The organism is Aeromonas sp. QDB62 (assembly GCF_027705695.1).
Lineage (GTDB): Bacteria > Pseudomonadota > Gammaproteobacteria > Enterobacterales > Aeromonadaceae > Aeromonas > Aeromonas allosaccharophila.
The window spans coordinates 75,996-94,698 of record NZ_JAPDCD010000016.1 but is presented as its reverse complement, the minus strand read 5'-3'; the positions used below and the strand labels follow the sequence as shown (position 1 = coordinate 94,698).

The 18,703-nt window shown below is 56.4% G+C and carries 18 protein-coding genes, 2 tRNA genes and 1 pseudogene; 15 read left to right on the top strand and 6 right to left on the bottom strand.

Annotated features, from left to right (window positions below; translation table 11 throughout):
* A partial coding sequence (locus tag OKC27_RS10185; protein WP_270806208.1) for an IS110 family transposase occupies positions 1–379 on the bottom strand: 379 nt, incomplete at its 3' end.
* Positions 380–465: 86 nt separating this feature from the next.
* Between OKC27_RS10185 and OKC27_RS10180 the strand changes: the two are divergent.
* Positions 466–672: pseudogene (locus tag OKC27_RS10180) on the top strand (hypothetical protein); the annotation flags it as partial.
* An 80-nt stretch (positions 673–752) separates the two neighbouring features.
* Here OKC27_RS10180 and dxs read toward each other — a convergent pair.
* The 3 genes from dxs to xseB are packed head-to-tail and all read right to left on the bottom strand — an operon-like array spanning position 753 to position 3,785.
* The gene (dxs, locus tag OKC27_RS10175; protein ID WP_182938969.1) at positions 753–2,621 is read right to left on the bottom strand and encodes a 1-deoxy-D-xylulose-5-phosphate synthase; all 1,869 of its coding nucleotides are present in this window, start codon (positions 2,619–2,621) and stop codon (positions 753–755) included.
* A gap of 21 nt (positions 2,622–2,642) precedes the next feature.
* Complete coding sequence (gene ispA / locus OKC27_RS10170) at positions 2,643–3,533, bottom strand: (2E,6E)-farnesyl diphosphate synthase (protein WP_182938970.1); 891 nt, start codon at positions 3,531–3,533, stop codon at positions 2,643–2,645.
* Positions 3,534–3,785, bottom strand: a complete 252-nt coding sequence (xseB, locus tag OKC27_RS10165) for an exodeoxyribonuclease VII small subunit (RefSeq protein WP_005338838.1) — start codon at positions 3,783–3,785, stop codon at positions 3,534–3,536.
* Positions 3,786–3,996: 211 nt separating this feature from the next.
* Between xseB and pomA the strand changes: the two genes are divergently transcribed.
* The 3 genes from pomA (at position 3,997) to greA (ending at position 6,290) form a co-directional block, all read left to right on the top strand.
* On the top strand, positions 3,997–4,755 hold the full coding sequence (gene pomA / locus OKC27_RS10160) for a flagellar motor protein PomA (RefSeq protein WP_042060088.1): 759 nt from the start codon (positions 3,997–3,999) through the stop codon (positions 4,753–4,755).
* A gap of 8 nt (positions 4,756–4,763) precedes the next feature.
* Positions 4,764–5,657, top strand: a complete 894-nt coding sequence (locus tag OKC27_RS10155) for a flagellar motor protein MotB (protein WP_075114045.1) — start codon at positions 4,764–4,766, stop codon at positions 5,655–5,657.
* Between the two features lie 156 nt (positions 5,658–5,813).
* The gene (gene greA, locus OKC27_RS10150; protein WP_005338833.1) at positions 5,814–6,290 is read left to right on the top strand and encodes a transcription elongation factor GreA; all 477 of its coding nucleotides are present in this window, start codon (positions 5,814–5,816) and stop codon (positions 6,288–6,290) included.
* A 70-nt stretch (positions 6,291–6,360) separates the two neighbouring features.
* On the opposite strand, the gene OKC27_RS10145 is transcribed toward greA, so the two are convergent.
* Positions 6,361–6,942: a PilZ domain-containing protein gene (locus OKC27_RS10145; RefSeq protein WP_182938971.1), complete on the bottom strand. Its 582-nt coding sequence runs from the start codon at positions 6,940–6,942 to the stop codon at positions 6,361–6,363.
* Positions 6,943–7,045: 103 nt separating this feature from the next.
* Positions 7,046–7,342: a ribosome assembly RNA-binding protein YhbY gene (gene yhbY, locus OKC27_RS10140; protein WP_005338829.1), complete on the bottom strand. Its 297-nt coding sequence runs from the start codon at positions 7,340–7,342 to the stop codon at positions 7,046–7,048.
* A 97-nt stretch (positions 7,343–7,439) separates the two neighbouring features.
* Between yhbY and rlmE the strand changes: the two genes are divergently transcribed.
* The 11 genes from rlmE (at position 7,440) to infB (ending at position 18,661) form a co-directional block, all read left to right on the top strand.
* The gene (gene rlmE, locus OKC27_RS10135; RefSeq protein ID WP_033137773.1) at positions 7,440–8,069 is read left to right on the top strand and encodes a 23S rRNA (uridine(2552)-2'-O)-methyltransferase RlmE; all 630 of its coding nucleotides are present in this window, start codon (positions 7,440–7,442) and stop codon (positions 8,067–8,069) included.
* Positions 8,070–8,114: 45 nt separating this feature from the next.
* Positions 8,115–10,061 carry an ATP-dependent zinc metalloprotease FtsH gene (gene ftsH, locus OKC27_RS10130; RefSeq protein ID WP_182938972.1) on the top strand — a complete coding sequence of 649 codons (1,947 nt, stop codon included), beginning with the start codon at positions 8,115–8,117 and terminating at the stop codon, positions 10,059–10,061.
* Positions 10,062–10,120: 59 nt separating this feature from the next.
* Complete coding sequence (folP, locus tag OKC27_RS10125) at positions 10,121–10,966, top strand: dihydropteroate synthase (protein ID WP_270806207.1); 846 nt, start codon at positions 10,121–10,123, stop codon at positions 10,964–10,966.
* 15 nt (positions 10,967–10,981) lie between these two features.
* Positions 10,982–12,316 (top strand): phosphoglucosamine mutase, encoded by a 1,335-nt coding sequence (gene glmM / locus OKC27_RS10120; protein ID WP_182938974.1) that lies wholly within the window; start codon positions 10,982–10,984, stop codon positions 12,314–12,316.
* A 131-nt stretch (positions 12,317–12,447) separates the two neighbouring features.
* Positions 12,448–13,212, top strand: a complete 765-nt coding sequence (gene tpiA / locus OKC27_RS10115) for a triose-phosphate isomerase (protein WP_182938975.1) — start codon at positions 12,448–12,450, stop codon at positions 13,210–13,212.
* The gene (gene secG, locus OKC27_RS10110; RefSeq protein WP_042060101.1) at positions 13,213–13,539 is read left to right on the top strand and encodes a preprotein translocase subunit SecG; all 327 of its coding nucleotides are present in this window, start codon (positions 13,213–13,215) and stop codon (positions 13,537–13,539) included. It begins immediately after the preceding gene.
* Between the two features lie 9 nt (positions 13,540–13,548).
* Positions 13,549–13,633, top strand: a tRNA-Leu gene (locus tag OKC27_RS10105).
* Positions 13,634–13,725: 92 nt separating this feature from the next.
* A tRNA-Met gene (locus OKC27_RS10100) sits at positions 13,726–13,802 on the top strand.
* Between the two features lie 166 nt (positions 13,803–13,968).
* Positions 13,969–14,427: a ribosome maturation factor RimP gene (gene rimP / locus OKC27_RS10095; RefSeq protein ID WP_042060102.1), complete on the top strand. Its 459-nt coding sequence runs from the start codon at positions 13,969–13,971 to the stop codon at positions 14,425–14,427.
* A gap of 14 nt (positions 14,428–14,441) precedes the next feature.
* Complete coding sequence (nusA, locus tag OKC27_RS10090) at positions 14,442–15,944, top strand: transcription termination factor NusA (RefSeq protein ID WP_005338808.1); 1,503 nt, start codon at positions 14,442–14,444, stop codon at positions 15,942–15,944.
* A gap of 20 nt (positions 15,945–15,964) precedes the next feature.
* Complete coding sequence (infB, locus tag OKC27_RS10085; protein ID WP_042060104.1) at positions 15,965–18,661, top strand: translation initiation factor IF-2; 2,697 nt, start codon at positions 15,965–15,967, stop codon at positions 18,659–18,661.
* Positions 18,662–18,703 lie beyond the last annotated feature (42 nt).

Here is an 18,703-nt window from a genome sequence, read left to right as displayed (position 1 = left end):
GAGCACTACGTAACGCCTTGATATCTTGTTGTTCTGTAGTTTTAACTGAGACGAAGTGGATCCCTGGTCGGCAAGCTGTTTCACAAATAGCTAATGCATCGTTGGCATCATTCTTCTGGTGTCTTGCAAAGGCTTTGACATGCTGTGTGGGAATGAGCTTTACGTCATAGCCCATCGATATCAGTGCTCGTCCCCAGAAATGAGATGTTGAGCAAGCTTCCATAGCAATCAGTGTTTGCGGTGGAAACTGGCGCAACGTGTGGAGCAGTTTCTGGCGAGATATTTTACGATTCCAGGCAACAGAACCATCAGCCATCCATACACACACCTGAAAAACAGACTTAGCAATATCGATTCCAACTACTTTGATCGTGTTCATGTGGTGATCCCCCAAGTTGAACGCTGTCAGCCTAAGTATGAAACTGACCGCGCAGGGAGGGGGCGTCCATCACATCACTACATTGAATCGCCATGCTGGAAAAGCTGCGTCACCACTACCGACGAGCCAAAACCATCACGCGCAATCATCAATGTAGAGGAATGGCCAGCCTGCTGGCCCGAGTGAAACACTTCATGGATACAGTGTCTCCTTTCCCGAGGAATGGCTATGCACAGCGAAGGTGTAGCGCTATTGGGATCTGTTATTTAGGACGCACTTCCGTGAAGAGCTGAGCTTTGAGGATGGGGGCCTATGTAGAAATGCCCGTCATAGTGACTCGACGGGCATTACACATTAGCAATAAAGGTATTTATCAGGCTTGCAGCCAGGTTTCGATGCTGCGCTGGATGCCAGCATCGTCCAGACCGAGCAGGGCATAGATCTCCTGCTGGGTACCCTGTTCCACGAAGCGATCCGGCAGGCCGAGGTTGAGCACCGGCTTGCACTGTTTGCTGCGCATCAGCAGCTCGTTCACTGCCGAACCGGCGCCGCCCATGATGGCGTTGTCTTCGATAGTGACGAAGTGATCGTGGCTGGCCGCCAGTGACAGCACCAGTGCCTCATCCATCGGTTTGACGAAGCGCATGTCCACCAGAGTGGCATCCAGTGCCTCTGCGGCCGCTTTCGCGTGGTGCAGCAGGGTACCAAAGGCCAGAATGGCGGTGTCTTTGCCCTCCCGCAGGATTCGTCCCTTGCCAAGCGCCAGCGCCTGCATCTCTGACGAGATGGGCGCATCGCTCAGGCTGCTGCCGCGCGGGTAGCGCACGGCGGCAGGGCCCTGATGAAGATAGCCGGTATAGAGCATCTGGCGGCATTCGTTCTCGTCGGAGGGCGTCATCACCACCATGTTGGGCACGGTGCGCAGGAAGCTGATGTCGAACGCCCCCTGATGGGTCGGGCCGTCGGCACCCACCAGACCGGCCCGGTCGATGGCGAATAGCACCGGCAGGTCTTGCAGCGCCACGTCGTGGATCACCTGATCGTAGGCGCGCTGCAGGAAGCTCGAATAGATGGCGACCACCGGCTTCTTGTCGGCGATGGCGAGACCGGCGGCGAACGTGACTGCATGTTGCTCGGCAATCGCCACATCGAAGTAGCGATCCGGATACTGCTGGCTGAATTTCACCAGCCCCGAGCCTTCGCGCATGGCGGGGGTGATACCGACCAGCTTCTCGTCTTTGGCGGCCATGTCGCACAGCCACTGGCCAAAGATGGCAGAGAAGGTCGGTTTGGCACCACTCGCCTTGGGTAGGGAGCACTCGTCCGGATTGAACTTGGGCACGGCGTGATAACCGATGGGGTCTTTCTCCGCCGGCTCGTAACCCTTGCCCTTCTTGGTCTTGACGTGCAGCAGTTGCGGGCCCTTGAGGTTGCGCATGTTGCGCAGGGTCTCGACCAGCGCCTCAATATCGTGACCGTCGATGGGGCCGATATAGTTGAAGCCAAACTCCTCGAACAGGGTGCCGGGCACCACCATCCCCTTGAGGTGCTCTTCGGCTCGCTTGGCCAGCTCCTTGACCGGCGGCAGACCTGCCAGCACCTTCTTGCCGCCTTCGCGGATGGTGGTGTAGAGCTTGCCGGACATGACCCGGGCCAGATGGTTGTTGAGCGCGCCGACATTCTCGGAGATGGACATCTCGTTGTCGTTGAGGATCACCAGCATGTCCTTGTGAACATCGCCGGCGTGGTTGAGCGCTTCAAACGCCATCCCTGCGGTAATGGCACCGTCACCGATCACCGCCACCACCTTGCGACCCAGCCCTTCGCTCTCGGCGGCGACCGCCATGCCGAGGGCGGCACCGATGGAGGTGCTGGAGTGGCCGACGGAGAGCACGTCGTACTCGCTCTCGCCACGCCAGGGGAAGGGGTGCAGGCCATCCTTCTGCCGGATGGTGTGGATCTGATCACGGCGCCCGGTCAGGATCTTGTGGGGATAGGCCTGATGGCCCACATCCCAGATCAACCGATCGAACGGGGTGTTGTAGACGTAGTGCAGGGCCACGGTCAGTTCGACCGTGCCGAGACCGGAGGCAAAGTGTCCGCTGGAGCGGCTGACAGAGCGCAGCAGATATTCGCGCAGCTCGTTGCACAGCACCGGCAGCCGATCTTTGGGCAAGGAACGCAGCTCGACCGGAGTGTCCGCGAGGGCCAGGTTGGGGAAATTGCTAATATCAACGCTCATATTGTTACTGTTATCCAGCGTTTAGTGGGTTCGCTCGATGATGTAATCGGCAAACGCTTCCAGAATGTCGGTATTGTAGGGCAAGGATTGCAGGGCTGTTAAGGCTTTCCCATGCAGTTCGCGAGCCAGCTCACGGGCATTTTCGAGTCCGAGCAGGGCCGGATAGGTACTTTTCTCCAGCGCCAGGTCAGAACCTTGCGGCTTGCCCAGGGTGGCGGTATCACCTGTGATGTCGAGGATGTCATCCTGCACCTGAAAGGCGAGGCCAATCGCGGCGGCATAGGTTTGCAGGGCAGCCAGCGTGGCGTCATCGACATCGGCTTTGCACAGGGCGCCGAGCGCCACGGCGCATTCAATCAGCGCACCGGTCTTGTGGCGGTGTACCTGCTCCAGCTCGGCGAGCGAGATCTGGCGCCCTTCGGCCTGCAGATCCAGCGCCTGACCGCCACACATACCAAGATAGCCGGAGGCGCGGGCGAGGGTACTCAGCATCCGCACCCGGTTGCCCAGTAGCGTAGCGGGCATCGGATGGTCTGCCAGAATGGAGAACGCCAGCGTCTGCAGGGCATCACCCGCCAAAATGGCTGTGCCTTCATCGAACGCCTTGTGGACGGTCGGCTGGCCGCGACGCAGGTCGTCGTTATCCATGGCGGGCAGGTCATCGTGCAGCAGGGAGTAGGCGTGGATGCACTCCACGGCAGCCGCAGGGCCATCCAGCAGTTCGCTCTTGACGCCCAGCATTTCGCCGACCGCGTAGACCAGAAACGGGCGCACCCGCTTGCCGCCCAGCAGCAGGCCATAACTCATGGCATCGCGCAGGCGCGGCGCCATGGCGGGCAAGGATTCAAGTTGTGCTGACAGACAGTCGTCAATACGCTGACGATGCAGACGGGAAAAATGGTCCAGCGCCACTCACTCCTCTCCTTGTTCTGGCTGGAAGGGGGCGAGCTGGTCACTGCCATCGGCTTGACTGAGCAGGATCTGGATCTTCTGTTCGGCCAGTTCCAGCTTCTGCTGACCGGCCCGTACCAGATGAACGCCTTGCTCGAACTGCTTGAGCGCCTCTTCCAGGGGTAGGGAACCTTGTTCCAGCTGATGAACGATGGTTTCCAGCTCTTCCAGAGTGGCATCAAAACTCAGGCGGTCGATTTTTTTACTGGCCATGTCCATCCTCGGGGATTGAAAAAAACGGCTTATATTAACATCGACCGTCCACAGGGGGGAGGCAGAAAAGCACTGCCCCCTCAAACTCTCGCTAAACTGGCCGATAATGAGCCATCATTCTCAGTAGATGCATGCTTGCCGCATGGGTCGCAATAGCAGAAAATTCAACAAACTATAAATAGACATAAGAACCGGTGACAGGAGTAGGGACGTGGATCTAGGCAGTCTTATAGGGATAGTGCTGGGTTTCGGGGTGGTGGTGTACGGCATGCTGCTGGGTGGGCCCATGAGCATGTACGTGGATATGCCATCGGTCTACATCACCATATTGGGTTCCATCTTCATCGCCATGATGAAGTTCAACATTGGCCAGTTCCTGATGGCATTCAAGGTGGCGGGTAAAGCCTTTATGTACAAGGGCGACAAACTTGAAGACCTGATCACCAAAGCAGTTGAACTGGCTGACGCGGCTCGCAAAGGGGGCTTTCTGGCACTGGAGGCTGCAGAGATCCCCAATCCATTTATGAAAAAAGGGATCGACATGCTGGTGGATGGTCACGATGCCGATGTGGTGCGTGCCGTGATGGAAAAGGATATTGACCTGACTGCCGAGCGTCATGTCATTGCCATCAAGGTTTTCCGTACCCTTGGGGATCTGGGCCCGGCCATGGGGATGATAGGTACGCTGGTGGGCTTGGTGGCCATGTTGGCCAACATGAGTGACCCCAAGTCGATCGGTCCGGCGATGGCGGTGGCCTTGCTCACCACCCTCTACGGTGCGATTGAGGCCAACATGATAGCGATTCCCATCGCCGACAAGCTGGAGCTGCGCAGCGGGGAGGAGAAACTCAGTCGTACCCTGATCCTCGATGCGATTATGGGGATTCAGGATGGTCAGAATCCGCGGGTGATCCAGTCCATGCTGCAGAACTATCTGAACCAGTCCAAACGTAATACCGGCACCGAATAGGGGGCGCTATGTCTGATTGCAAGTGCCCGCCACCAGGGCTGCCCGGTTATATGGGCACCTTTGCTGACCTGATGTCGCTGCTCATGTGCTTCTTCGTGTTGCTGCTCTCTTTTGCCGAGATGGATGTGCAGAAGTTCAAGCAGATAGCCGGTTCCATGGACAAGGCATTCGGGGTACAGAACATCCTCGAGGTGAAAGATATTCCCAAGGGAACCTCGGTGATTGCCCAGGAGTTCAGGCCCGGTCGCCCTGAGCCCACGCCCATTGATACAGTGATGCAGCAGACCATCGATATGACCCAGACCGAGCTGGAATTTCTGCCCGGCGAGTCGGATCAGGCCGGTGGTCAGGACAAGAGTGATGGTAAGCAGACGGGGGGCGATACCGCTCAGGATGCACAGAAGGCGCAGCAGCAGTCCAATACCCTGGCCAAAGCCCTTGCCGAGCAGATGAAAGATCAGATCCAGGATGGCGCTATCGAGATCGAGGCGCTGGGCCAGCAGATCATTATTCGGATCAGGGAAAAAGCGTCGTTCCCGGCCGGTTCGGCGTTTCTGCAGCCCCAGTTCTGGCCAGTCATTCGCAAGGTGGCGACCCTGCTTAAGGATGTGCCGGGGGAAATCACCATTTCCGGTCACACCGACAACGTGGCGACCGAAGATGAGCTGTTCCAGTCCAACTGGGAGCTGTCATCGCAACGGGCGGTGGCGGTGGCGCACCAGATGATCAAGGTCCCCGGTTTTGATCCGGGGCGGCTGGTGGTGCAGGGCATGGCGGATTCCCAGCCACTGGTGCCCAACACCACTCCGGAAAATCGTCGGATGAACCGGCGGGTGGAGATCGCCATCATGCAGGGCAAACCGACCGTATCGGCGCCCATTTCAGTGCCGGAAGGGAAGTAGGCGAGAGTAATGACGATGCCGCAAGTGGGATCTGCATCAGGGGGCTGACGTGGATTTTGTGTTGGCTTCATATTAAGATGCCTCATCCGAACCGATTGCTGCGGCCTCCTTGCAGATAGCCGCAGCTTCTATTTTCAAGCAACCCAGGTTTCGACTATGAATCATACTCCGATGACTGTTCGCGGCGCTGAGAAGCTGCGCGAAGAGCTCGATTATCTCAAGACCGAGCTTCGTCCCCAGATTATCGAAGCGATTGCCGATGCCCGTGAGCACGGCGATCTGAAGGAAAACGCCGAATACCATGCCGCTCGCGAGCAGCAGGGGTTCTGTGAGGGCCGCATCCAGGAGATTGAAGCCAAGCTCTCCAATGCCCAGGTGATCGACGTCACCAAGATGACCAACAACGGCCGTGTGATTTTTGGCGCGACCGTTACTCTGCTCAAGAGCGAGACAGAGGAAGAGGTGGTCTACCGCATCGTGGGTGACGATGAGGCTGATATCAAACAGAACCTCATCTCCGTCAACTCACCCATTGCTCGTGCCCTGATTGGCAAGGAAGTGGACGATGTCGCTATCGTCAAGACGCCGGGCGGTGATGTGGAGTACGAAGTGCTGGAAGTCGCTTATATCTAAGCGAATGCCACAGAGGATGAAACAGGGGGGCTGGCGCTCCCCTGTTTGTCTTTATCGGTATCACGACTGATCAGGACAGATACGCCTCGGTAAAGGCGTCCTGATGACGCTGGAACAGCCAGTGGCGCAGCCGTTCTATGTTGCTCTCGCTCATCTGAAAGCTCAGCGCCCAGGTGGCATGATCTGCATTGATCTTGATTCGCCTTACCAGTCGTCCCTGCAGTGGAAAAGGGGCCTCTTGCTCGATGCAGAGCTCGCCGTTGATGGGCGTATCGGCCACCATGTCGATGGGCAAATTTTCCACGATAAGGCCATTGAGGGAGAGGCTGAGTACCTGAAACAGGCCCAGTTCGCTGCAAAGCTTGGCTTTTTGGGTGAGACGCCAGGCGCGCGGTTGCGCAAACCCCAGCTCCCTGATGACCGGTGCAGATAGCCGAGGTTCGACAAAGCCGTCTTCCCCTTGGGTAAACGTCAGAGGAAAACGCAGCTGATGGCCTGCGAAGCGGGCTTCGAGTACAAGGTGTTCGGCTTTTTGCAGCAAGCCAAGCATGGGGGCGTCGAGGTGACCACTCAGAACATGGGTGTCCTGATTGCTCCCCAAGTCCCGCAGCATGGCCAGCTCATCGTCGGTCAGAATGGGATGGTGAGCCACAATGCGTGTCCGGAAGTATTCATCGCAGGTTAAGGGCTTTGCGACTACTTTGGCAAGCGACTCGGGAAGAAGTGGAATAAGGAAAGAGCGATGCTCTTTCCTTTTACTTGCGGGGCAGCTGGATTTTGGGTTCGTTGGCTTGACGATAAATGGTCAGCACATGACCCATGCTTTGCACCTTGATTGAACCGGTTTCACGGACGATAGCATCCATAACCAGTTGTTTCATTTCGCGATCTTCAGAGGCAACCTTAACCTTGATCAGCTCGTGATGGTTCAGTGCCAGATCGATCTCGGCCAGTACACCTTCGGTCAGACCATGCTGACCCAGCAGGACGACCGGCTTGAGGCTATGGGCAAGGCCCTTGAGGTACTGTTTCTGTTTATTGTTGAGAATCATCGCAATTTCTTCATAAGTCAGGGTTGAAAGGGGCGTATTCTACCCCCACTTAGCCCTTAATACTAATAACCCTTGTGGTTTTTTAAAGTCGATTATCATGACCCAGAAAAAACGTTCCCCCAGTTCAACTCGCTGGTTAAAAGAACATTTCGACGATCAATACGTCAAAAAAGCCCAGAAAATGGGCCTGCGTTCTCGTGCTGTTTTCAAAATTGACGAGATCCAGGGCAAGGATCGCTTGCTGAAAAATGGCATGACCGTAGTGGATTTGGGGGCAGCCCCCGGTGGTTGGTCCCAGTTCGCGGTTGAACAGGTTGGTGATTCGGGTCGCGTCATCGCATGTGACATTTTGCCGATGGATCCCATTGCTGGTGTCGATTTCCTGCAAGGGGACTTTCGGGAGGAAACTGTGCTTGGCGCCTTGCTGGAGCGAGTGGGTCCTGACAAGGTCGATGTCGTGATGTCTGATATGGCGCCCAACATGAGCGGTACCCAGCAGGTGGATCAGGCTCGCGCCATGTATCTGGTCGAGCTGGCGCTGGACATGTGCAATCAGGTATTGCGCAGTGACGGCAGTTTCGTGGTGAAGGTGTTTCAGGGAGAGGGCTTTGATGCCTATCTCAATGAAATTCGTAAACTTTTCTCCGCCGTCAAAATTCGTAAACCAGACTCATCCCGCGCCAGATCACGGGAAGTCTACATTGTGGCTACCGGTTTTAAACTGTAGTACCCTAACCTTCATCGTTAACTGTCAGTCTGCGAGGTTACTGATTTGAGTGACATGGCGAAAAACTTAATCCTGTGGCTGGTCATCGCCGTCGTTTTGATGTCGGTGTTCAATAGCTTCAGCCCCAGCGATACCACCAGTCGCCAGCTGGACTATTCCAGCTTCGTTAAAGAGGTGACCCAAGAGCAGATCCGTGAAGTGCGGATGGACGGTAAGGTCATTAATGGCGTCAAGCGTACTGGTGAACGATTCACCACCATTATCCCTGCGCCGGATCCCCAGCTGCTCAACGACATGCTCAATCACAATGTCAAAGTGATGGGCGAGAAGCCGGAAGAGCCGTCTCTGTTGACCTCTATCTTTATCTCCTGGTTCCCGATGCTGTTGCTGATCGGTGTCTGGGTCTTCTTCATGCGTCAGATGCAGGGCGGCGGTGGCAAAGGTGCCATGTCGTTTGGCAAGAGCAAGGCTCGCCTGATGAGCGAAGATCAGATCAAGACCACCTTTGCTGACGTTGCAGGTTGCGATGAAGCCAAGGAAGAGGTGAAGGAGCTGGTCGACTATCTGCGCGACCCGAGCAAATTCCAGAAACTGGGTGGCAAGATCCCGACCGGTGTGCTGCTGGTTGGTCCTCCCGGTACCGGTAAAACCCTGCTGGCCAAGGCCATTGCGGGCGAGGCCAAGGTGCCGTTCTTCACCATCTCAGGTTCCGATTTCGTGGAGATGTTTGTCGGTGTCGGTGCCTCCCGGGTGCGTGACATGTTCGAACAGGCCAAGAAATCCTCCCCCTGCATCATCTTCATCGATGAAATTGATGCGGTCGGTCGCCAGCGTGGCGCCGGTCTGGGCGGTGGTCACGATGAACGTGAGCAGACCCTTAACCAGATGCTGGTCGAGATGGATGGTTTCGAAGGCAATGAAGGCATCATCGTCATCGCTGCCACCAACCGTCCTGACGTACTGGATCCGGCATTGCTGCGTCCGGGCCGTTTCGACCGTCAGGTGGTGGTCGGTCTGCCGGATGTCCGTGGTCGTGAGCAGATCCTGAAAGTGCATATGCGCAAAGTTCCGTTGGCGGATGACGTCAATCCGGCGCTGATTGCCCGTGGTACACCCGGTTTCTCCGGTGCGGATTTGGCCAACCTGGTCAACGAAGCTGCCCTCTTCTCTGCCCGTGAGAGCCGCCGAGTGGTCTCCATGGCCGAGTTCGAGAAGGCCAAGGACAAGATCATGATGGGTGCGGAACGTCGCTCCATGGTGATGAAAGAGTCCGAGAAAGAGATGACTGCGTATCACGAAGCCGGTCACGCCATCATTGGTCGTCTGGTTCCGGATCATGACCCGGTGTACAAGGTCTCCATCATTCCGCGCGGTCGTGCGCTGGGTGTGACCATGTATCTGCCGGAGCAGGATCGCTGGAGCCACTCCAAACAGCATCTGGAGTCAATGATCTCCAGCCTGTATGGTGGTCGTCTGGCAGAAGAGCTGATCTACGGTGCCGAGAAGGTTTCTACTGGCGCTTCCAACGACATCGAGCGGGCAACTGAAATTGCACGCAAGATGGTGACCCAGTGGGGTATGTCCGAGCGTCTCGGCCCAATGCTCTACGCGGAAGAAGATGGTGAAGTGTTCCTCGGTCGCAGCATGGCCAAGGCCAAGCACATGTCCGACGATACCGCTCGCGTCATCGATGCCGAGGTCAAGCAGGTCATCGACCGCAACTACGCCCGTTCCAAGCAGATCCTGCTGGATAACATGGACGTGTTGCACAGCATGAAAGATGCGCTGATGAAGTACGAGACCATCGACGCCAAGCAGATCGATGATCTGATGGCGCGCCGCGAGGTTCGTGCTCCGAGCAACTGGCATGACGAGCACGGTGATACCCCGCAAGGCGGTTCCACTGTGGCTGCCGAGGCCAAGCCGGTCGATGAGGCTGCATCGGTGGCGGATGTTACTATCGACAAAGCCAACGACGCTCCGGCCAAATAATCGTGACTCTCCAAACCCCGGGCTTGCCCGGGGTTTTTCTTTATCAGATGGACGTGAAAATGCAGTTAATTAGCAAGGGGCTCAGCCTCTCCCTCGATCGTCCCCATGTGATGGGGATCCTCAATGTGACGCCTGACTCCTTCTCCGATGGCGGCAATTTCAACCAGTTTGAACGGGCGATGGCCCATGCGCGGCAGATGGTCTCTGACGGTGCGACCCTCATTGACATCGGTGGCGAGTCAACCCGCCCTGGTGCGCCCGATGTGAGTGAGCAGGAGGAGCTGGACAGGGTCATTCCTGTCATGGAACAGATTGTCCGTGAGCTGGATGTGATGATCTCCCTCGATACCTCCAAAGCGGCGGTGATGCGGGAGGGTTGCAAGGTCGGCGCCCATCTGATCAACGATGTGCGTGCGTTGCAAGAGCAGGGAGCACTGCAGGCAGCTGCCGAGGCTGCTGTCCCTGTTTGCCTGATGCATATGCAGGGACAGCCGCGAACCATGCAGGTCGAGCCCCACTATGACGATCTGATCGGAGAGGTGCGCGCCTTTTTTGATGAGCGCATTGCGGCTTGTCTGGCCGCCGGGATCCGGCGCGAAGATCTGTTGCTGGATCCGGGATATGGCTTTGGCAAGACCCTTGCGCACAACTATCAGCTGTTGGCGGCTCAAAAGGAACTGCTTGATTATGGCTTGCCGCTATTGGTGGGTATGTCGCGAAAGTCTATGATAGGCAACCTGCTGGGCCGTCCGGTGGATGAGCGTCTGGCGGGCAGTCTGGCATGCGCCCTTATCGGCATGCAGCATGGGGCTCGCATCATCAGGGTTCACGATGTACGGGAGACCATGGACGCATTGCGCGTCGGTTGGCTGGCAATGACGGGACAAGATTTTATTTCCAGATAATAAAGAGAACAGACAATGGCAAGAAAGTATTTCGGTACCGATGGTGTGCGCGGCAAGGTTGGCGAATTCCCGATCACTCCTGATTTCGTGATGAAATTAGGTTGGGCTGCCGGCAAGGTGCTCTCCAAGAAGGGCACCAAAAAGGTGTTGATTGGTAAAGATACCCGCATCTCTGGCTATATGCTGGAGTCTGCGTTGGAAGCGGGGCTCTCCGCGGCAGGCCTTAAAGCCATTCTGATGGGGCCGATGCCAACACCGGCGGTTGCTTATCTGACTCGCACCTTCCGTGCCGAAGCCGGTATCGTCATCAGCGCTTCCCACAACCCCTTCTATGACAACGGCATCAAGTTCTTCTCCGCCGATGGCACCAAGCTGCCCGATGATGTCGAGCTGGCTATCGAAGCCGAGCTGGATCACGAGCTCAAGTGTGTCGAGTCTGCCGAACTTGGCAAAGCGGTGCGTATTGATGATGCCGCCGGTCGCTATATCGAATTCTGCAAGAGCACCTTCCCCTCCCACATGAATCTGGACGGGGTGAAGATGGTGGTCGACTGCGGCCACGGTGCCACTTATCACATCGCCCCGTCGGTTTTCCGCGAGCTGGGTGCCGACGTGATCACCATGGGCTGTGCCCCGGATGGTCTCAACATCAACGATGGTGTCGGTTCGACTGCACCTGAAGCGCTGGTTGCCAAGGTGCTGGAGTGCAAGGCTGATCTGGGGGTTGCCTTTGATGGTGATGGCGACCGTCTGATCATGGTCGACCATACCGGCTATCTTATCGACGGTGACGAAGTGCTCTATATCATCGCGCGCGATGCCCTGCGCAATGGTCGCCTCAAAGGCGGTGTCGTCGGCACCCTGATGGCCAACATGGGCCTGGAGCTGGCACTGCAGACCCTGGGCATTCCGTTTGCCCGTGCCAAGGTGGGTGACCGCTACGTGCTGGAGATGATGGAAGAGAAGGGCTGGCGCATCGGTGGCGAGAACTCCGGCCACATTATCTGTCTGGATCAGACCACCACGGGTGATGGCATCGTGGCCGCCTTGCAGGTGCTTACCGCCATGCGCAGTGCCGAGATGCCGCTGGCCAAGCTGCGCTCCGGCATGAGCAAGTTCCCGCAGGTGCTGGTCAATGTTCGCTTTGCCGAAGGCAAGGATCCGCTGGCTGCTGATGCGGTCATGGATGAGGTTGCCAAGGTGGAACAGGAGCTGGCTGGTCGTGGTCGCGTGCTGTTGCGTAAATCCGGTACCGAACCGCTGATCCGGGTCATGGTCGAAGGTGAGCATGAACAGCAGGTGCGTGACATGGCTCAACGCATCGCCAAACAGGTAGAGTCGGCGTTTTAATGAACAACCAGGGCGGCTTTTTAGCCGCCCTGGTTGTATCTTGTTCAAACGGTTCGAAAATTTAAAAATAGCACTTGTCAGCTGAGCATCCTCTGGATATTATCAGCCCCGCTTTCGCAAGGGAGTTGCCGATGGGACATCGCAAGCCGTTTGTAGCAGCCAACTGGAAGTTGCACGGTAGTAGGTCGCAGTTAGAGCAGTTTACAAGTCAGTGTCTGAACGGCGTTGACGGAAAAGTAGATGTGGTTCTCTGTCCTTCCCATGTGCATCTCGACTTTACCGCTTTACTGCTCAACGAGCAGAAAGTAATAAAGTTGGGGGCTCAGAATGTGAGTCAGCACGACACTGGCGCTTACACAGGAGAAATCTCGTGTCAGATGCTGGTTGAGGCAGGGTGTCGTTACGTATTGGTAGGGCACTCCGAGCGCAGGCGTCTCTTTGGTGAGACCAGTTTTATCGTCGCAGAGAAGTTTGCGGCAGCCAGAGCGGCAGGCTTGATTCCCATCCTCTGTTTAGGTGAGTCAGGTGCAGCGAGGCAGGCGAGAAGAGCCTTCGAGGTGATCGCCGAAGAACTGGATATCGTCATAGAGAAAAATGGCGCGATGGCTTTCGATAATGCTATCATCGCCTACGAGCCGATTTGGGCTGTAGGTACAGGTAAATGCGCCACACCCGAGCAGGCACAAGAGGTTCATTCCTTTATACGTGGTCGCTTGGCGGAGGATACTCCGGTAATAGGTGAGAAAGTTAGAATCATCTATGGTGGGAGCGTAACGCCGACCAATGCGAGAGATTTGTTTGCCCAGCCCGACATTGATGGCGGCCTGATTGGCGGAGCAAGCCTCGATAGCGATGCGTTTTTAGGAATTGTTGAAGCGGCAAAGGGTGCAAGTTAAATGTACGAGATTCTTTTAGTCGTTTATCTGTTGGTGTCACTGGCTCTGATTGGTCTGGTGATGATTCAGCAAGGTAAAGGGGCTGATATGGGCGCCTCCTTCGGCGCAGGGGCATCGAACACAGTATTCGGCTCCGGTGGTTCAGGCAGTTTCCTGACCCGAACAACAGCAATTTTGGCTACTCTGTTTTTCGTTATCAGCCTGGTGCTCGGATCTATGTCCAGCAACAAGGTAAAACAGGGTAGTGAGTGGGAGAATCTGCAACAAACCCAACAGGTTGAGCAGACCAAAGCGCCAGTAAACAAAGATACTGACGTTCCCCAGTAAATGAGTTTTGCCGTGGTGGTGGAATTGGTAGACACGCTATCTTGAGGGGGTAGTGCTCTAGGGTGTGCGGGTTCGAGTCCCGCCCACGGCACCAATTAAGTAGTGAGCTCGGGTAACCGAGTGTATTATAGTCAGTCACTCTTGTGTGAATAGATTGAACTGGCTATAATCTCGCACGATTTCGGACGCGGGGTGGAGCAGCATGGTAGCTCGTCGGGCTCATAACCCGAAGGTCGTCGGTTCAAATCCGGCCCCCGCAACCAAATTTCACGCATTTCCTACGCTCAGGAAGGCGGTCGCTGCGAGGCGACAATCAGGGTAAAGCGCCAAGCCCCGATTTGACATCGGGGCTTTTTGTTATGTGCAATTTACTCTGTATCGATCTCTATCTGGGCTTTATGCCCTTTTTTTGTTTTTCGGAGGGTGACTTTGGCTACGTTGGAACAACGTTTGACCGATCTGCTCGAGGCTCCGGTCGTTGCCTTGGGTTTTGAACTTTGGGGTATTGAGTTTATCCGTGCGGGTAAACACTCCACCTTGCGTGTCTATATCGACGGCGAGCAGGGTGTGACTGTCGAGAACTGTGCTGAGGTCAGCCATCAGGTTGGCGCCATCATGGACGTCGAAGATCCCATCACCGAGGAGTACTACCTCGAGGTGTCCTCCCCCGGCATGGATCGTCCGCTGTTCAAGGTTGCCCATTTCGAAAAATACGTTGGCCAAGAGGCGGCGGTAACGCTTCGCATGGCAACAAATAACCGCCGCAAGTTCAAAGGCGTAATCAAAGCTGTGCAAGGCGACATGATCACCCTGACAGTAGATGGTAAGGACGACGTGTTGGCTTTCACCAATATCCAAAAAGCGAACATAGTGCCGAACTTTGGTTAACGAGGCTATCGGATATGAATAAAGAGATTTTGCTGGTCGTTGACGCAGTATCCAACGAGAAGGCGGTACCCCGCGAGAAGATTTTCCAGGCTCTGGAAACCGCGCTGGCGACTGCGACCAAGAAGAAATATGAAGGCGAGATTGAAGTTCGGGTCGAGATCGATCGCAAGACCGGTGACTACGACACTTATCGTCGCTGGGTCGTCATTGCGGATCAAGCCGCGATGGAGAACCCTTACGCTGAAATCACCCTGGAAGCGGCGCAGATTGATCAGCCGGAAATCCAGATCGGTGAGTATGTTGAAGACCAGATCGACTCTGTGACTTTCGACCGTATCACTACCCAGACCGCCAAGCAGGTTATCGTGCAGAAAGTGCGCGAAGCCGAGCGTTCACAAGTAGTTGATCAGTTTAAAGATAAAGAAGGCACCATCATTAGTGGTGTGGTCAAGAAGAGCAACCGCGACAACGTCATCCTGGATCTGGGCAGCAATGCTGAAGCCGTGATCTTCCGTGATGACATGCTGCCGCGTGAAACCTTCCGTCCGGGCGACCGTGTCCGTGGCCTGCTCTACGCAGTTCGTCCGGAAGCCCGTGGTTCCCAGCTGTTTGTCAGCCGTTCCAGCCCGGACTTCCTGAAAGAGCTGTTCCGTATCGAAGTACCGGAAATCGGTGAAGAGATGATCGAAATCATGGGCGCCGCCCGTGATCCGGGTTCCCGCGCCAAGATCGCGGTGAAGACCAACGATCGTCGTATCGACCCGATCGGTGCCTGTATCGGTATGCGTGGTGCCCGTGTGCAAGCTGTCTCCGCCGAGCTGAGCGGTGAGCGTGCCGACATCGTGCTGTACGATGACAACCCGGCCCAGTACGTGATCAATGCCATGGCACCTGCCGATGTGGCCTCCATCATCGTTGATGAAGACAACCACACCATGGATATCGCCGTGGAAGCTGCCAACCTGGCGCAAGCCATCGGTCGCAATGGTCAGAACGTGCGTCTGGCCTCCCAGCTGACCGGTTGGGAGCTGAACGTGATGACCGTTGAGGACATGCGTGCCAAGCACCAGGCCGAAAACGACCGCATCATGAACCTGTTCACCAGCACCCTGGACATCGACGACGATTTCGCCGGTCTGCTGATGGAAGAGGGCTTCTCTACTCTGGAAGAGATCGCCTTTGTTCCGGTCAACGAGCTGCTGGCTATCGACGGTCTGGATGAAGACATGGTCGAAGAGCTGCGCAAGCGCGCCAAAGATGCCCTGACCACCAAGGCGCTGGCCAAAGAAGAGTCTTTCGATGGCGTCGAGCCGTCCGAAGAGCTGCTCAATCTGAACGGTCTGAGCCGCGAACTGGCTTACGCTCTGGCGGGCCGTGGCGTGGGCACCCTGGAAGATTTGGCTGAGCAAGGTATCGATGACCTTGCTGATATTGAAGGGCTGACTGCCGAGAAGGCAGGTGAGCTCATTATGGCTGCTCGCAATATCTGTTGGTTCGGAGAAGAGCAGTCCGAGTAAGATCAAACGGAGGAAAATGAATGGCAGAAGTATCAGTCAAACAACTTGCCACTGACATCGACACACCGGTTGATCGTCTTCTCCAGCAGTTTGTCGATGCCGGTATCAGCAAGAGCAAGGCCGACGACATGGTTAGCGAGTCTGAGAAACAGGCTCTGCTGGCACACCTGAAGAAACAGCATGGAGGTGACGAGGTCGCCGCTCCTGCCCGCATGACCTTGCAGCGCAAGACCAAGAGCACCATCAGTGTTCAGGGGACTGGCGGCAAGAACAAGGAAGTGCAGGTAGAAGTGCGCAAGTCTCGCACCTATGTAAGACGCTCGGCGCTGGAAGATGAACAGCGTCAGGCGGAAGCCGAGGAAACAGCGCGTTTGGAAGCAGAAGAAAAAGCTCGTCGTGAGGCCGAAGACAAGGCTCGCCTCGACGCTGAAGAGAAGGCTCGCCGTGAGGCTGAGCAAGCTCGTCGTGAAGCTGAGGAAAAGGCGCGGATCGAGGCACAATCAAAGGCTCGACAGGCTCCACAGCCCGCCAAAGCAGCCAGTAGCACAGCTCAGCAAGAGGCAGAAAAGATGGCCAAGCGCGAAGCAGAAGAACTGAAGCGCCAACAGGAACAAACAGCTTTGCAAAAAGCTGAAGAACTCGCCGCGAAGAAAGCCGAAGAGGCTCGTCTCATGGCGGAACAGAACTCGGCCCGTTGGGCTGAAGAAGAGGCCGCTCGCGCCAAAGAGAGCAGCGACTACCACCTGACCACCAACAAGCATGCGCAAGCCGCAGAAGACGAGTTGGATCGGAAGGAAGAGACCAGTCGTCGTACCGCTGCCGCAGCGGTCAAAGCCCCGAAAAAGGCCGGTCGTCGTGAAGATGACCGCGACTCTCGCAACCCGCGTGCCCGTAAAGGCAAGCGTGGCAAGGTCGCCATGCCGAACGCCATGAAGCACGGCTTCAACAAGCCGGCTGCCGTGGTGAACCGCGACGTCGTCATCGGCGAAACCATCACTGTGGCCGAGCTGGCCAACAAGATGGCTGTCAAGGGCGTTGAAGTCATCAAGGCGATGATGAAGATGGGTGCCATGGCCACCATCAACCAGGTGATCGACCAGGAGACCGCTCAGCTGGTCGCCGAGGAGATGGGTCACAAGGTTGTGCTGCGTCGTGAGAACGAGCTGGAAGAGGCGGTACTGTCCGATCGTGACGAGACCTCCGAAGCCAAGCCGCGCGCACCGGTCGTGACCATCATGGGTCACGTTGACCACGGTAAGACCTCGCTGCTCGACTACATTCGTAAAGCCAAGGTTGCTGCTGGCGAAGCCGGTGGTATTACCCAGCATATCGGTGCTTACCACGTCGAAACCGACAGTGGCATGATCACCTTCCTGGATACTCCGGGTCACGCGGCGTTTACCTCCATGCGTGCTCGTGGTGCCAAGGCGACCGATATCGTGGTACTGGTTGTTGCTGCCGATGACGGCGTCATGCCGCAAACCATCGAAGCGATCCAGCACGCCAAGGCAGCCGCTGTGCCGCTGGTTGTTGCGGTCAACAAGATCGACAAGCCGGAAGCGGATCCGGATCGCGTCAAGACCGAGCTGGCCCGTTACAACGTCATGTCCGAAGATTGGGGTGGAGACTGCCAGTTCGTGCACGTATCCGCCAAGTCTGGCGAAGGCATCGACGATCTGCTGGAAGCCATTCTGATCCAGTCTGAAGTGCTGGAACTGAAAGCGGTAGTCGATGGCATGGCCAACGGCGTCGTGATCGAATCCTTCCTGGATAAAGGTCGTGGTCCGGTTGCTACCGTACTGGTACAAGAAGGTACCCTGCGTCAGGGTGACATCGTGCTGTGTGGTCTCGAGTACGGCCGTGTTCGCGCCATGCGTGACGAACTGGGTCGCGAGATCAAGGAAGCAGGTCCGTCCCTGCCGGTGGAAATTCTGGGCCTGTCCGGTGTTCCCTCTGCCGGTGACGAAGCCACCGTTGTCCGTGACGAGAAGAAAGCCCGTGAAGTGGCGCTCTACCGTCAGGGCAAGTTCCGCGAAGTCAAGCTGGCTCGCCAGCAGAAGGCCAAGCTGGAAAACATGTTCGCCAACATGACCGAGGGCGAAGTGTCCGAAGTGAACGTGGTGATCAAGGCCGACGTACAGGGTTCTGTGGAAGCGATCTGCGATGCGCTGGTCAAACTCTCCACCGACGAAGTGAAGGTGAAGATCGTGGGTTCCGGCGTAGGTGGTATCACCGAAACCGACGCGACCCTGGCAGCTGCTTCCAGCGCCATCCTGGTGGGTTTCAACGTCCGTGCCGACGCTTCTGCGCGCAAGGTCATCGAATCCGAGAGCCTGGATCTGCGTTACTACTCCGTCATCTATGACCTGATCGACGAAGTGAAGCAGGCCATGAGCGGCAAGCTGGCCCCTGAGTATCGTCAGGAGATCATCGGTCTGGCTGAAGTGCGTAGCGTCTTCAAGTCTCCGAAGTTCGGCGCCGTTGCCGGCTGTATGGTCACCGAAGGTGTGGTCAAGCGTTCCAACCGTATCCGCGTTCTGCGTGACAACGTGGTTATCTATGAAGGCGAGCTGGAATCCCTGCGCCGCTTCAAGGATGACGTCAACGAAGTTCGCAACGGCTACGAGTGTGGTATCGCGGTCAAGAACTACAACGACGTGCGCGAAGGCGACCAGATCGAAGTTTACGAGACTGTTGAAATTCAACGGACTCTGTAAGCCGAGAGTCAGACAAAATAGGGGGCCGCGGCCCCCTTTTAT